Annotated in this window: 16 protein-coding genes and 1 other RNA gene; 11 read left to right on the plus strand and 6 right to left on the minus strand. The window is 57.0% G+C overall.

Annotated features, from left to right (window positions below):
- The first annotated feature begins 184 nt into the window (after nucleotides 1-184).
- The 10 genes from NB063_RS08705 to NB063_RS08750 all read left to right on the plus strand — a co-directional run bounded on the left by NB063_RS08705 (nucleotide 185) and on the right by NB063_RS08750 (nucleotide 4,245).
- Complete coding sequence (locus tag NB063_RS08705; RefSeq protein WP_250928355.1) at nucleotides 185-1,042, plus strand: amidoligase family protein; 858 nt, start codon at nucleotides 185-187, stop codon at nucleotides 1,040-1,042.
- A 321-nt stretch (nucleotides 1,043-1,363) separates the two neighbouring features.
- A complete protein-coding gene (locus NB063_RS08710) occupies nucleotides 1,364-1,639 on the plus strand; it encodes a hypothetical protein (RefSeq protein ID WP_250928356.1) in 276 nt (91 codons plus the stop codon).
- A gap of 72 nt (nucleotides 1,640-1,711) precedes the next feature.
- Nucleotides 1,712-1,921 (plus strand): hypothetical protein, encoded by a 210-nt coding sequence (locus NB063_RS08715; protein ID WP_250928357.1) that lies wholly within the window; start codon nucleotides 1,712-1,714, stop codon nucleotides 1,919-1,921.
- A gap of 159 nt (nucleotides 1,922-2,080) precedes the next feature.
- A complete protein-coding gene (locus tag NB063_RS08720; RefSeq protein ID WP_250928358.1) occupies nucleotides 2,081-2,335 on the plus strand; it encodes a hypothetical protein in 255 nt (84 codons plus the stop codon).
- Between the two features lie 5 nt (nucleotides 2,336-2,340).
- Nucleotides 2,341-2,411, plus strand: an RNA gene (locus NB063_RS08725) — hammerhead ribozyme type II.
- Between the two features lie 29 nt (nucleotides 2,412-2,440).
- Entirely contained in the window at nucleotides 2,441-2,947 is a 507-nt protein-coding gene (locus NB063_RS08730) for a winged helix-turn-helix domain-containing protein (protein ID WP_250928359.1), read from the plus strand.
- A gap of 12 nt (nucleotides 2,948-2,959) precedes the next feature.
- Nucleotides 2,960-3,100 (plus strand): hypothetical protein, encoded by a 141-nt coding sequence (locus tag NB063_RS08735; RefSeq protein WP_250928360.1) that lies wholly within the window; start codon nucleotides 2,960-2,962, stop codon nucleotides 3,098-3,100.
- A 351-nt stretch (nucleotides 3,101-3,451) separates the two neighbouring features.
- Nucleotides 3,452-3,685 carry a hypothetical protein gene (locus tag NB063_RS08740; protein ID WP_146406592.1) on the plus strand — a complete coding sequence of 78 codons (234 nt, stop codon included), beginning with the start codon at nucleotides 3,452-3,454 and terminating at the stop codon, nucleotides 3,683-3,685.
- Between the two features lie 11 nt (nucleotides 3,686-3,696).
- A complete protein-coding gene (locus NB063_RS08745) occupies nucleotides 3,697-3,912 on the plus strand; it encodes a DUF4314 domain-containing protein (protein ID WP_250928361.1) in 216 nt (71 codons plus the stop codon).
- 12 nt (nucleotides 3,913-3,924) lie between these two features.
- Nucleotides 3,925-4,245, plus strand: a complete 321-nt coding sequence (locus tag NB063_RS08750) for a hypothetical protein (RefSeq protein ID WP_250928362.1) — start codon at nucleotides 3,925-3,927, stop codon at nucleotides 4,243-4,245.
- 3 nt (nucleotides 4,246-4,248) lie between these two features.
- Here NB063_RS08750 and NB063_RS08755 read toward each other — a convergent pair whose 3' ends face one another.
- Entirely contained in the window at nucleotides 4,249-5,559 is a 1,311-nt protein-coding gene (locus tag NB063_RS08755) for a DNA modification methylase (RefSeq protein WP_250928363.1), read from the minus strand.
- Nucleotides 5,560-5,727: 168 nt separating this feature from the next.
- On the opposite strand from NB063_RS08755, the gene NB063_RS08760 reads away from it, so the two are divergent.
- The gene (locus NB063_RS08760) at nucleotides 5,728-6,555 is read left to right on the plus strand and encodes a hypothetical protein (RefSeq protein WP_250928364.1); all 828 of its coding nucleotides are present in this window, start codon (nucleotides 5,728-5,730) and stop codon (nucleotides 6,553-6,555) included.
- Nucleotides 6,556-6,607: 52 nt separating this feature from the next.
- Here the strand turns inward: NB063_RS08760 and NB063_RS08765 are convergent, their stop codons facing one another.
- From NB063_RS08765 to NB063_RS08785, 5 genes are all read right to left on the minus strand, one after another.
- Nucleotides 6,608-7,399 (minus strand): AAA family ATPase, encoded by a 792-nt coding sequence (locus tag NB063_RS08765; protein WP_250928365.1) that lies wholly within the window; start codon nucleotides 7,397-7,399, stop codon nucleotides 6,608-6,610.
- Nucleotides 7,396-7,875, minus strand: a complete 480-nt coding sequence (locus NB063_RS08770; RefSeq protein WP_250928366.1) for an NADAR family protein — start codon at nucleotides 7,873-7,875, stop codon at nucleotides 7,396-7,398. The genes NB063_RS08765 and NB063_RS08770 overlap by 4 nt, the downstream gene beginning before the upstream one ends.
- 438 nt (nucleotides 7,876-8,313) lie before the next feature.
- Entirely contained in the window at nucleotides 8,314-10,491 is a 2,178-nt protein-coding gene (locus NB063_RS08775) for a bifunctional DNA primase/polymerase (RefSeq protein WP_250928367.1), read from the minus strand.
- Nucleotides 10,491-12,152 (minus strand): DEAD/DEAH box helicase, encoded by a 1,662-nt coding sequence (locus NB063_RS08780; RefSeq protein ID WP_250928368.1) that lies wholly within the window; start codon nucleotides 12,150-12,152, stop codon nucleotides 10,491-10,493. The genes NB063_RS08775 and NB063_RS08780 overlap by 1 nt, the downstream gene beginning before the upstream one ends.
- Entirely contained in the window at nucleotides 12,149-12,670 is a 522-nt protein-coding gene (locus tag NB063_RS08785) for a RusA family crossover junction endodeoxyribonuclease (RefSeq protein WP_250928369.1), read from the minus strand. The genes NB063_RS08780 and NB063_RS08785 overlap by 4 nt, the downstream gene beginning before the upstream one ends.
- Between the last annotated feature and the right edge of the window lie 75 nt (nucleotides 12,671-12,745).

The raw sequence follows: 12,745 nt of genomic DNA on the forward strand, positions 1-12,745 counted from the left end.
TTTTGGACGCCACGTTGGGCCAAAACTGGCGGCGTGTTGGCGTCCAAAAAAACATGCGAAATCATTCAAAACGTTAGGCAGACTTCGCTTGATGTGTTCCGAAACCCATGGCTCATGTGTCACACGCGGCCGGCAAAACGCCACGCGAAACCCAACCACCTAGCCACCTTTCGGAGACACAACCATGCACGCCAACGACATCGCCTTCGGTATCGAAATCGAAACTCACCTGCCCGGAAACGACACCACGCCGATCGGTGGATACCACAACGGCTTGCCGGTCGCTTGGCTGCCCGAAGGCTGGAAAGCAGAACGCGATAGCAGCATCCGCACGCCGGTCGGACGCAAGAACGCCGAGTTCGTATCGCCTATCCTTCGCGGGTACGAAGGACTTCAAAACGTAGAACGAGCGGTCGACGCGATCAAAGCACGCGGGGCTCGGGTCAACGAAAGCTGCGGCCTTCACATCACCATCACCTGGAACGGTGACGCGGCCGCCTTGGCTCGGCTGATAAGCCTGATCGGAAACCACGAACGAGCCATCTACGCTTCGACGGGAACCAAACGACGCGAGCGAAATACCTGGGCGAAGCAGATCAAGAGCTACGGCAACAAGGACGCAGCAAAACGAAACTGCGAAGCAGACCGCTACCACCTTTTGAACTTGACGCACCTCGCTCGCGGCCGAAACCGAATCGAGATTCGAGCCTTCGCCGGCACGCTCAACAAAACCAAACTGCTTGGCTACATCCAAATGGTATTGGGCTTGGCCGAACTGGCTTTGACCACGCGACGCTGCAGCGGATGGGACTACACCAAGCGACCTGGCACCAAGAGCTGCTGGGACCGCAACGGCGCGGGCGAAGGCGAAACGGAACTGAACCGCTTGTACTACCGCCTTGGCTGGACCATCGGCTGGCGTAAAGGAGCTCTTCGCACGAAACGATACGGCGAGCTTTCGGCCGGCGAACAAACCTGCGACTGGAAACCGGTCAAGAAGAAGCTTTTGCAAATGGCTCGCAAGTACGACCAAGCGGTCTAAACGGCCGGCCAACTTCTTTCCTTCAACGCCGCGGCCTTCACCGCGGCTTTTCTTTTGCGCGTTGGTTTCCTTCCGAACCGTTTCCTTCCAAACGTTGGCGTTTTCTGGCGCACGTGTCGCGTCGTTCGCATAAGTAACCCTAAGGGGCCGAGTGTTTCGAGGACGCCGACACGCGGCCTTTGCGGGGCACGTCGGCGAGATCGAGAAACATGCAAAAAGACTGCAAATTGCAGTGCGAATGCGCTTGCTGTGTCTCAAAAACCATGGCTCATGTGTGTCATCGCAAAACGAATTTTCCTTCCTACCTACGGAGACCAAACGATGACGATTGACGCCCTGATCGAACTGCTGAGCGAGTACCGCGAACAACACGGGCCGGACGCTGAAGTGCGTTTGATGACGCAAGAGAACTGGCCCTTTGAAAACCGAATCGCCGGCGTCACCAGCGGCTCGGAGATGAACGAGGCCAGCGAGGAAGACCCCAGCGAATACTTCGACGACCAAGACGTAGCGGAAGACGCGATCGTCTACATCGTCGAAGGCGGGCAGATCTGCTACGGCAGCAAGCGAGCCTGGGAAACCTGCCGCGACTGCTAGCCGCCGTCGTTTCCAACGCGGGCTTCGCTCGAAGCCCGCTTTCTTTCCTTTTTCAAACCGAGAGATACAACCATGGCCAACGCCAAACTCGAACACGCCTACACCGCCGCACACATTCAAGCCCTCACGTTGCTGGAAGACCTGCACGAATCCGTCGAAGACTTGCCGGCACCAGGTAGCGAAGCCGCGCCGCTGAATTGGGAGCACGTCGGTTCCTTGCAGCATCTTTGCGAACAGCTCCGCGAATTGAAGGAACATTTCGGGAAAAACTTTCGAGCCTGAATTCGCCACACGTTCGGGAGTTATGCGAGTTCTGGAAAAACGATTGAAAACATTTCTAGAACTCGCCGAGATTCGCTTGATGTGTTTTGAAAACCATGGCTCATGTGTCTTAACGCCCGACGGCAAAACGTAACCAACCTTTCCACCGGAGAACAAACCATGCCCATGAACGAAACCCAAAAGGCCCGCGCCGAAGCCCTTGCCCCGCTCTTCCGAAACATGGACGCGCACACGGCCCAAGAGATTCGCGAAAGCTATTACCGCATCGCCGAAAACCTTCGGCCCTTGGTAAACGCCCTTGAAATTGCCGACCTCGACCACGGCGGACCGGCCGGCCCGCTCCTCGAAGAGCACTACATCTTTTGCGAGCTGCTTGAAAAGCTCGACGAGAGCGTTTTGGGGGCGGTCTTGTAAACCAAAGCCGAAACGCCAGCACGGAGGCTTGGCGTAGCGGCGGGTGGCACCCGTCGCCTGACGATGGCAGCCAACCACGAACCTTTCCCTTTCGGAGAACGAACGATGAAGAAGGCAGACGTAAAAGTAGGCGGCGAGTACTATGCCAACGTGACCAATAAGAAGGTCGTCGTACGAATCGACTCGACGAATTCGGCCGGCGGCTGGGACGCCACGAACCTTACGACCAACAAGAAGGTGCGGATCAAAACCGCCCAGCGGTTGCAAGGAAAAGCACGAGCGACGACGTCGGCCAGTTCGGCCGGCGAAACGCGAGCCCGCAAACGAGTCGCGAAGCAGACGAACGGCGGCGACGCGGCGAGTGTGGCGGCGACGGCCGGCGACAAGAAGCTCTCGTGTATCGAGGCGGCTTTGAAAGTCTTGGGCGAGACCGAGGAAACGATGAACGCTCAGGAAATGATCGCCGCGATGACGGACGCCGGATATTGGACGAGCCCCGGAGGAAAGACGCCACACGCGACTTTGTACTCGGCGATCCTTCGTGAGCTTGCCAAGGGCGACGATAGCCGTTTCATCAAAGTTGAACGCGGTCGCTTCACCGCGCGAGCGTAGGGGGATTGAACCATGAAGCATTTCTACGACCTGCGGACCGTCGAGGACTTGGAAGACGGTGAAACCGCGACGCCGGAAGCTGGCGTGAGATACGAACTGCGGTCGATCCGCAACGAGATGATTGACGCCGGGCCGGTGCGAGACGTCATATGACGCGGTGACGCCTTGTACGCCAGAACCGACGCCGGCGAATCGTTCCCAGTGACGGGTCCCAATTCGCACGTTCTTGTACCGATCGGCTGGTAGCCGGCCGGATGATCCCGCTTGGCGAGGCTTCGCCGACAACGCCCGACGTCTGCAACGTGCGGGCGTTTCGTCGTGACGGGAAACACAACGCCGACCTTCTAAACGACGCGACACGAGGCCACGTCGCGGCTCGTTGGGCGTCGGGGAAAAGAATGCGAATTCTGAGGCGTGTTTCGCAGACTTCGCTTGATGTGTTCGGAAAGTCATGGCTCATGTGTGGTTGTACGAACGGTTTTCAAACACGAACGGAAGAACGAAATGGCAAAGATTGAAACGCTCGCCGCGCGGCCGGTCGAACCGGCAGCGGCTTACGACAACGCTCACCAAATTTCACGCGACCTGCTGCAACATATTGAGTTGCAACTCGACCGAATGATTCGGCCCGATAACAAGGCATTGCGATGGACGCACGTGCGAGCGTTGAACTTGGTCAACGCTCAACTTTCGGAAGTCGCCGCGCTGGTCGACGAAACCAACAACGCTCGCAACTAGGAAACAAAACGATGAAAACGAACCTCAAGGCGGGCGATCGCGTGCGGCTGCTTTCGATGACCGACGACCCCGATCCGATTCCTGCTGGCACCACCGGAACGGTGGCCGGCGTCTATCCGCTAAGCGGTTGGACGCAAGTCGATGTCGACTGGGACAACGGTCGGTCGCTGATGCTTTCCATTCCACCGGACGTCGTCGAGCGACTGCCGGCCGACACCACGAACTAAGGAGCAACCACCATGTCCACACGAGCGACGATCGCCGTCCGCCGCGCCGACCGAACTTATGCAGCGGTCTACCTTCACTACGATGGCTACCCCGAACACACCGGAGCACATTTGATGGCCAACTACCAAACGACCAAAGAAGCGGAAACCTTGATCGACGGCGGTGATATCCGCTGCTTGGACGCCGAGATGGGCGAGGCCGAGCGTTTTGCCGACGGTGACCCGCCAGCGATTCTGCCAACGCACGATTCGCTGCTGGACTTCGCAAGGAACTGCGGTGCTCGGTTCGTCTATGTCTTTGACGACGGAGCTTGGTCCTACAAGGAACTCTAGCCATTACCGCATCTTCTCCTCTCGCGGTTTCATCGCGATCGGTGATTCGCCGGTTCGTTCCAACACTGCTGGCTTCCCGGTGAAGCGTTGGTAGCGGTCGACGATCACGTCGCAGTACGGCGGATCGAGTTCCATCAAGAACGCCTTGCGTCCGGTCTGCTCCGCCGCGATCAAGGTCGAACCACTGCCGCCGAACAAGTCCAGCACGTTTTCGCCTTTGCGGCTTGAGTACTGCATCGCCGTCACCGCAAGTTCCGCCGGCTTGCCGGTGAGGTGTTCCAACTGCTGCGGCGGAATCTTCTTGACGTGCCAAAGGTCGGTAGCGTTGTTCGGCCCAAAGAACTTGTGGCCGGCTCCCTCACGCCAACCGTAGAACGCCCATTCGTGGCCGGACATGAAATCTTTTCGATTGATGACCGGGTGCATCTTGTCCCAAATGATGGTCTGCGAAAGATACAGCCCGCTGGCGGCCAGTGCCGGCGGATAGCAGCCGATGTTGGAGAACCCGCCCCAGATGTAAAAGCAGCGACCCGGTTGCAATACGCGACCGATGTTCCCGAACCAAGCGGCAAGTAGTGACGCGAACTCATCGTCGCTGACTTTATCGTTCGCAAGCACGCGATCCTTGGCCCGCATCTTCTTCTCACCGGCTTTCGTTTTGCCTTCGCCAGCCGGGAACGAACTATTACCGGCAGCGATCGCGTTCTTGCTTCGCGGTTCCACATTGACGTTGTACGGCGGGTCGGTATTCACCATTTGAATCTTCGCGCCGGCGAGCAGCCGATCGACGTCTTCGGCTTTCGACGAATCACCGCACATCAATCGGTGGTCGCCGAGAATCCAAACGTCGCCGGGCTGAGTCACCGCTTCGTCCGGCGGCTCCGGTACTTCCTCGGGATCGGTCAGACCTTGTGTGACGCCGGGATCAAGCAGCTTGGCGAGTTCGTCGTCGTTGAACCCGAGCAGCTCGCAATCGAAACCCGAGTTCTGCAGATCGCCGATTTCGATGGGCAGCAAGTCCCAATCCCACTCGGAGTTTTCGCCCGTTCGATTGTCGGCGATCCGATACGCCTTCACGGCTTCGGGCTCAAGGTCTGTTGCGACGTGCACGGGTACTTCGGTCAGCCCGAGCTTCGTCGCGGCCTTGAATCGAGTGTGTCCAACGATGATGACACCGTCGGTGTCGACGACGATCGGCTGGCGAAATCCGAACTCGTTGATCGAGAGGATGACGGCATCAACGGCGTCGTCATTGATGCGGGGGTTGTTTTCGTAAGGCTTGATCCGATCAAGCGACCACATTTCGACCTGCATGGCAGCGTCCTTTCCAAGGAAGTGAGAAATGGAAAGGGGTCGGTCGTTGGATGGTTGGTTAGCTGTTTGGTTGGTTGGGTGGCTGCAATGAATCCGATTCATCAACCGTTCGTTAGAATGTTGGCCGTACTTAAACGCTTCTCCATTGATTGAGACTGGACTTGGACGATGCTCGACGACCGAACTGACCTTGATGGATTACGAAGCGGCATTGAAAAGATCACCGAACAATGGTTTGGGCATCGTGGTCCATGGATGGGCATCTCTGCTGAAAAATTGTCCGGAACGAGGATGCCAGATCCGCTGAAGTGGATCTACCATTTCGCCGGAGAGTGGCCGAGTAGCAGTTGGTGGGAGTCTGTTTTTGCTTACCAAGACAGGCTTCTTCCATTCGAGTCCCTTGAAGTGTGTGAGGGCAAGTTGGTTTTTGTCATTGAGAACCAGGGCTGTTGGATGATCGGCACGCTAACGGAGGGCAGCGATCCACCGGTTTGGGTTCGCGAGAATGAAGACGGTGCACCCTGGAGAAAGCTCGGTGATTCGCTTACCGAATTCTTGGTCACATTCTGTTTGCATGAAATCGTGTTTGGTGCTCGCTACCGAACCCATGTCGACAACATCCTCGATCGGTTTCGCGAGTTGGGGTGCCACGTAAGTCCGCTGTGGATAAACTCACCTTATGTGTACCTGTTCGATGATCAAGCTACTCGACCGATATCGTTTCACATGGTCGACGGAAAGTTTCTTGTGATGGATGATGGTTGGTGCGGCACCTCGGTCGAAACGCCCTGGGAGCGATTCCCTGATCTCTTCCAGAAACCAGACGAGTCGCCTCGCCGAATTCAAGGACACGAACCGTTTCCGGACGATATGGACATTCCAGATTTTGTCCGCAAGTCGCACATCGAAACGCTAATTCGCCGACACCAGATGCAGGCGGATTATCATCAAGATATGATTTTGAAATACAGTTTGATGATCGAGCAGTTGAGATGAAGAATGCTCGCTCGCGTCTTTGGGGACCGTCGCCGCTTTATTGAATCTAAATTCAATCCATCCAGTCGTCGCCGACGTGGTCGGGAATGCGTCGCTCCGTGATGGAATTGATCCGAACGGTCTCTCCATCACCCCAAACAAGAATCGGCGTTGGCACGCGGACGGCCGAGGCGACGATGGTTTGGGTGGTTTCACTTGCGGCTGATTCAAGTCGATCGAAAAACGAGGTTGGTTCGGTTGAAGTCGCTGGCGGTTTGTCTAGCAGGTTCGGCGTTCGTGTTTGGATTGCCTTGATGGCGTTATTGTCGAACGAGACTGTTTGGTTGTTTTCGTGCAAGACGACGGGGCTGGGTGGATACCAAGTACCATTGAGGATTGCCCAGCGATTGGCGACGGGGGCGTAGTGCTTTGCGAAGTTTGAAATCCCCTGGTCGAACCGCCGGCGGATGACTGGTTCGGGGATGTTGTGCCCTCCTTGGCGAACGCGGTTGGCGACGCGGTCGACGGCGAAGTCAGCAGTCGGTAGCCACACGAATATGAGTTCGATTTGAAAGCCGCACTCGCTTTTGAGCCGCGCCAACCGTTGGGCATGGCCACGACCGGCGAGCGTCGTTTCAATGGCGAAGGTTGCGCGTTGGCGATTGAGTTCCTCGATTCGCCCGAGCATCAAACGACCGGCGGGGATCGCTTGTGAGTCTGGATTGAACGGCGACAGGCCGGCGGCAATCAAGTCTGCGTTGAGGAATTCACGGCAACCGGCGAACGCATTCAGGTAGCTCATCGCAAAGGTTGTCTTGCCGGCACCGTTTGGGCCGGCGATCACGTGGACGGTGGGCTTCGTCATTGAGATTCGTCTCGATCGAATGTCGGCGTATCACACTCCTCTCGCAAACGATCGCGGAGTTCAACCAGCAACCGACCGAGCATGTTCTTGCCGCGACCGTCACCCCCGTCACCCCAATAGTCGTCATTAGTGGTGTGCTCGATGATCTTGGCGTCGCCGGTTCCGAGCAGCAGTTTCCGGAGATCTTCATGTTGAGTGAACTTGGCGGTCAATGCTTCCCGCATCACATTGACCTTTGCCGATTCCCAATCTTTTCGGAGCGTTCGTTTTCGGTCGCGTCCCATTTTTGCCGCGAGCATAGGTGAGTTGGCTTTGCGGATTTCGTCCTGGTCAGCTTTTGACTTGAACTTCATCGCCTGAAAGTAATGTTCGGTGGTTGGCCAAGTCGCCTTGCCAATGCGAATTGGGTAGCCCGCGAAATTCGAAAACTCGCCGTATTCGTCGCCGGTGCTGTAGAACTTGATTGGGTCTGACATTTATTCTGCTCTGATGAAGATTTGTGCCTCGCCGAAAGACACTGGCCGATGGTAACAGGTTCGCCCGCTCGTTCGGACAAGCGAAACAAACTGTGCCTAATACCGCCGCTGTTCCCGTGGCCCTGACCAGAGATACGATCCGCCGGGAGTACCTAATCGTTTTGCGGTCGGTCCGTTGGGGCAATCCTTCCCTCGAATCCTTCCCCAGCCCCGTGCGAGGGCTGGCGGTCTGAGTTTTGGTCATCGCGGGCATGAGCGGGGGAACAGGGGAAGTATTCACAGAAAGAGAGAGATTGTTCCTATATTTGTGAGTCAAAAGTCCTTGGGAATCCTTCTCGAATCCTTCCCCGACACAGGGGAAGGTTTGGGAACGATTCGTTGCTATTAAGTCGAATCCTTCACTTACTGGGGAAGGATTGGGAAGCGTTCGCGAAGGTTTCATTCGGCAGCGACTCGCTGGAAGCCGCTCGCAGTTTTGGTTGCGGTCGGCATCGTGACCGGCACGATCTCGCCTTGTTGAACGAGCGTGAGAATGATCTGGTCAAGGTCGGCGGCTTTGCACTTCATATATTTGAGGATGTGCTGTCGTTGCATTCGCTGTTCGGGTTGCTCGCCGATTCGTTTGAGCAGCTTCAAGCACTCGGCATGAAACGGGTTCTCCGCGACGTGGACGGACGCGAGATACAGTTGCCGACGCGTTTGATGCATCGCGAACTCGGTGGCCCACTCAACAGCCGGCACTCCGATGAGCGGTTCGATGTGGTTTTCGCTACACGCATAGATTAACGCCAGCTTCTTGGCGTGTTCACACGTTCGACTCCACGCAGTACGAGCGACCTCATCAACAGCCTCTTCGGCAGCGTCGTATTCGCGTTCGGTCATCAATCGAACGTGGTCGATCGCTTCGGCGGCATCCGGTGTGGTTTCCACCACGAGCGGCTTGGGGTGAAAGTTCAGGAAGTTGCCAGAGCCAGGCTCGAAGTCCGCCCACCACTTCGCGGTTTCCAGAATGTCCTCGGGCAGGTCACGGGCCGAGCCTGGTGTTTGCCCAGTGCCTCGTTTGCCGACGTCGATGATGTTGAGGCGTGCAAAGAATCCGTTGGTCAACATTCGCTTGGACAACGATTCGTAGAAGTACTGCGGTGTCGCAGTGCCGAATAGCGTCAAATGCGGTTGGTCGATATGGATGGCGTCTTTCTGGTTCGCCTTCACGCGGATGGGATAGACGTCGCCGGCAGAGGTGTAGAGCGTCAGCAGAATGTTCGGAATCGACTCGCGGCTGTTTTCGCGGTCGAGGTTGATCTGACGCAGCACTCCGTCCATCTCGTCATTTTGAAAAAGCATGCGGCCGGTTCGCACCAATGCGTCCTGAATTCCTTCACCCGAGGCGAATTTGTCGCCGAGCGATCCGGACATGCCTATTTGAAACAGAATCTGCGAGTTGACTTTGCGTGGAAACTCCTTGCCGGTCCCGCTGCTAGCGAGCGCGAGCAAATACAGATTTGTGCGCAAGTCACCCGACGTGCAGACTTTTCGGCCGGCAAGAAACGATTGCAGCGCCATCGCACCGCAAAACGCGAGTCCGATATTCGGGTATGGAGCATTCGCGAGCGTGAAATCCATGACACGACGAACGAAACCCGGCACGTCAAATAGTCGCTCGGGTAGTTGCCCTGGATCGGGCGTCGATTCGGGTGGCGGAGGTTGGGCTGCAATCGCAGGCTGCGAACTGCCGATCATGAACTTGCTCAAGTCCACATCGTTGTCGATCGTTTCGATTGGCCCACCATCACGGAGCCAGCTGTATGGGCGATCGTGCGGTTTCGTTGCCGCTTGGTTGACTTTGTGTTGCAATTCCTTTTCGGACCAGGGTGGATTGCAACGCGGGTTGTAGTGGTGGGTCAGAATCGACAGCGACTCTGCCGGATCGAGGCCGAACCCGTGAACGAGCGCGGTCGCAGCGGAATAAGTTTGCGAGTGACCGCCACTGCCGGCGATCGCGGGCGGCATCGCGTTCAAGTAGGCGATTGCACGCGATTCCACGTCGTTGCTCACACGCGGCGACTGTGGCGGCAATGTGGCGATTTGTTGTGGTCTCTTGGCGGCTCCACGCCGATGGTTGACAGCCTCGGCAAGTGCTTTGACACACGCGGACAACATAGGCGAGTGAACAGGGGCTGGCTCGCCATTGAGTGTTTCGTAGGTTTCGCCGTCGGGATGCACGCTCGGCCCGACGACGGTTTGCGTTCCGGTTGAACGCAATTCGACGATCATCGAACCGTCATTCGGATCGGTGTGCTTTTCAGTCTTAGCGCCAACCGCGATGTACCAACGATGGGATCGCGGGGCAGACGGCCGGCCCGTGATCGCTGGTGTTGGGGGCAGGTATTGATCGGCCAGCTCAATCGCTTCGTCGCAATCGAGGTCAATATCGACGAGCCATCCCGAAGGCTCGCCAAGGATGATTCCGATATTGCCTTGATCGGGAAAAACCTCCGGGTTCAATCTCAGATTGGTCCAGTCACGTCGTGCCGGCGACTTCGATCGCGGGCGCAGCGGCACGCAGTACCAGCCACGCTGGCGATAGTTTGTGACTTGCTCCCGCACATCGGCCATCAAAAGGGTGCCTCTTCCAATGCTGCGTTTGGAATCTCGCCGATCGACTGTTTGATGATGCGATCGTATTTCTGGCCTGCGATCGAGCGAACCGTTAGCGTTTCGGCTGCGGCGAGAAGACCCGAGTCGGCTATGTCAATCGCCTCTTCCGCGTTCGTTGGACAAGGATCGAGGCAACGATCACGCCACCACGCTTCCGCTTTGCGACGTGCGTATCCAGAGTGTTCGATACAGATGAATTCGCTCTGCCAACGTTCGAGGCCGATCATGTAGTCGACGCGCAGGCATCGTGGTGCGTCTTCGTCGGCGTCGCGCTTACGATGCACGCGATAGATGATGTCTTGAACGTCGTACTCGGTGTCGGTGACCTCGCCAGACAATACTCCGGCCTCGCTTGCCTCGGCATCATGAGCTTCTCGCTCGGGTGGCTGGAACGGATGACCGCACTCGGGACAGTTGGCATAGCCACATGCAACGAGGGCGTGACACTTTTCACACTCTTTCGCCGGTGGACCTTGGTCCGGACGTTTGGCTTTGTCCTTCGGCTTGATCTGGTCGATCGGTCCATGGCGTTCGATGTTGCCACCAAAGTCGAGGACGAGGCAATTCTGTTTGTCGGGGTGTAAGCGAAAACCGCGGCCGACGCATTGGTAGAGCAGTCCGGGTGACATCGTTGGACGCAACATCACGACACAATCGACACGGGGTGCATCGAACCCGGTGGTGAGCACGTTCACATTGCAGAGAAAGCGTAGCGGTTCGCTTTCGATTAACGATGTCGGAGCATCGCCACGCAAGCGGGCCAACAATTCGTCTCGTTCGCCCGCCGGTGTTTCGCCGGTTACGAAACCACACTCGATACCGTGGTTTTCGTACAGCACTTCGACCACACGCCGCCCGTGTGCGACGGACGACGCGAAGATTAGTACTGCTTGGCGGTCGGCCGTGAGTTCCACGATTTCGGCACACGCGGCCGACACGAGGGCGTCGTCGTTGACCAGCGATTCGACCTCTTCGCTGACGAACTCGCCGGCGCGGATATGCAGACCGCCGAAATCGGCTCGATGCACGCCGGCTTTGGAAATGAGCGGACTCAAGTATCCGTCACGGATTAGTTCCTTGATTCCGATTTCGTAGCAGACTTCATTCAGAAAGTGGTCCGCCGAGCAGATCATGCCGGAGTCGAGGCGGAACGGAGTGGCTGTCAATCCGATCACGCGAACGTGCGGATTGATAACCTTGCAGTCAGCCAGGAACTGCCGATACATGCCGTCGCCCTTCTTTGAAATCAGATGGGCTTCGTCCACGACGATCAGGTCAAACGGATCGAGGTCACACGCTCGCTTGTAGATGCTTTGAATGCCAGCGACCAGAACTGGCGTGTTAGTGTCTCGCTTCTTGAGGCCGGCCGAATACAGACCGACCTTGATTTCGGGACACAGACGGCGAACTTTGTCAGCATTCTGTTCGAGAAGCTCTTTGACGTGAGCCAAGATCAGAACACGACCGTTCCACTGCGTCACAGCATCGGACGCGATCTTCGCGAGGACGAGACTTTTGCCGGCACCTGTTGGCAAGACCACAACGGGATTGTCGTCGCGGTTTCGCAGGTGATCGTAGACCGCATCAACGGCGGCTTGCTGGTAGGAACGCAACTTCATGCGATTCGTGCTCCGTTGCGATATTTGCGACCGCGTGCGATCGGAACGAAACCGGTGAGGCGGCTACGCCAACGCGTGCATTCCTCGCAAAGTCGATTCCCTGGGCCGAGCGAATAGAATTCGTCATCGCATCGAAGGCAGAATCGGTATCCAGGCTCGCCCAGTTTTGCTGGCACGCGACGAACGGTGACCTCCGTTCGCGGGCAGTCAGCTTCCGGCTCGAACTTTTCGACCGTTAAACGAACGATCTGGCTGTCGTCGTCATACGCTCCGCCAGCTTGCATAGCATCGAGCAACGCCTTGAGCGAGTTGTCCACGTCACGGCGGCGGCGATCCACAGGTATCAAGCGAATGTCAACGATCAGGTCGCCATCGTGCTTCTTCACCTTTTGAAGCTTCATCAGACCGCGAACCGTCTTTCGGTACTCGCGACCTTCTTTACTGACGAGCACACGGGTGCCAACATGTCGCCAGTAGCGATTGACTGAGGGAGGAAATGGAAGTTGCAGTCGCAGCATGATGTATCACTTGAATCGGTGTCGGCAGACAAAAAAACAGCCGACCGGAATTAGAAGGCCGGCCGGCTGTCGGGC

Origin of the sequence: Aporhodopirellula aestuarii (assembly GCF_023701485.1) — a bacterium.
Taxonomy (GTDB): Bacteria; Planctomycetota; Planctomycetia; order Pirellulales; family Pirellulaceae; genus Rhodopirellula; species Rhodopirellula aestuarii.

Excerpts from the sequence above, each read along its gene's own strand:
- NB063_RS08715 (WP_250928357.1), top strand. The coding sequence starts at position 1,712 with ATGGCCAACGCCAAACTCGAACACGCCTACACCGCCGCACACATTCAA.
- NB063_RS08760 (WP_250928364.1), top strand. The coding sequence starts at position 5,728 with ATGCTCGACGACCGAACTGACCTTGATGGATTACGAAGCGGCATTGAA.
- NB063_RS08750 (WP_250928362.1), top strand. The coding sequence starts at position 3,925 with ATGTCCACACGAGCGACGATCGCCGTCCGCCGCGCCGACCGAACTTAT.
- NB063_RS08775 (WP_250928367.1), bottom strand. The coding sequence starts at position 10,491 with ATGGCCGATGTGCGGGAGCAAGTCACAAACTATCGCCAGCGTGGCTGG.
- NB063_RS08720 (WP_250928358.1), top strand. The coding sequence starts at position 2,081 with ATGCCCATGAACGAAACCCAAAAGGCCCGCGCCGAAGCCCTTGCCCCG.
- NB063_RS08765 (WP_250928365.1), bottom strand. The coding sequence starts at position 7,399 with ATGACGAAGCCCACCGTCCACGTGATCGCCGGCCCAAACGGTGCCGGC.
- NB063_RS08705 (WP_250928355.1), top strand. The coding sequence starts at position 185 with ATGCACGCCAACGACATCGCCTTCGGTATCGAAATCGAAACTCACCTG.
- NB063_RS08780 (WP_250928368.1), bottom strand. The coding sequence starts at position 12,152 with ATGAAGTTGCGTTCCTACCAGCAAGCCGCCGTTGATGCGGTCTACGAT.
- NB063_RS08770 (WP_250928366.1), bottom strand. The coding sequence starts at position 7,875 with ATGTCAGACCCAATCAAGTTCTACAGCACCGGCGACGAATACGGCGAG.
- NB063_RS08755 (WP_250928363.1), bottom strand. The coding sequence starts at position 5,559 with ATGCAGGTCGAAATGTGGTCGCTTGATCGGATCAAGCCTTACGAAAAC.
- NB063_RS08710 (WP_250928356.1), top strand. The coding sequence starts at position 1,364 with ATGACGATTGACGCCCTGATCGAACTGCTGAGCGAGTACCGCGAACAA.
- NB063_RS08740 (WP_146406592.1), top strand. The coding sequence starts at position 3,452 with ATGGCAAAGATTGAAACGCTCGCCGCGCGGCCGGTCGAACCGGCAGCG.
- NB063_RS08745 (WP_250928361.1), top strand. The coding sequence starts at position 3,697 with ATGAAAACGAACCTCAAGGCGGGCGATCGCGTGCGGCTGCTTTCGATG.
- NB063_RS08785 (WP_250928369.1), bottom strand. The coding sequence starts at position 12,670 with ATGCTGCGACTGCAACTTCCATTTCCTCCCTCAGTCAATCGCTACTGG.
- NB063_RS08730 (WP_250928359.1), top strand. The coding sequence starts at position 2,441 with ATGAAGAAGGCAGACGTAAAAGTAGGCGGCGAGTACTATGCCAACGTG.
- NB063_RS08735 (WP_250928360.1), top strand. The coding sequence starts at position 2,960 with ATGAAGCATTTCTACGACCTGCGGACCGTCGAGGACTTGGAAGACGGT.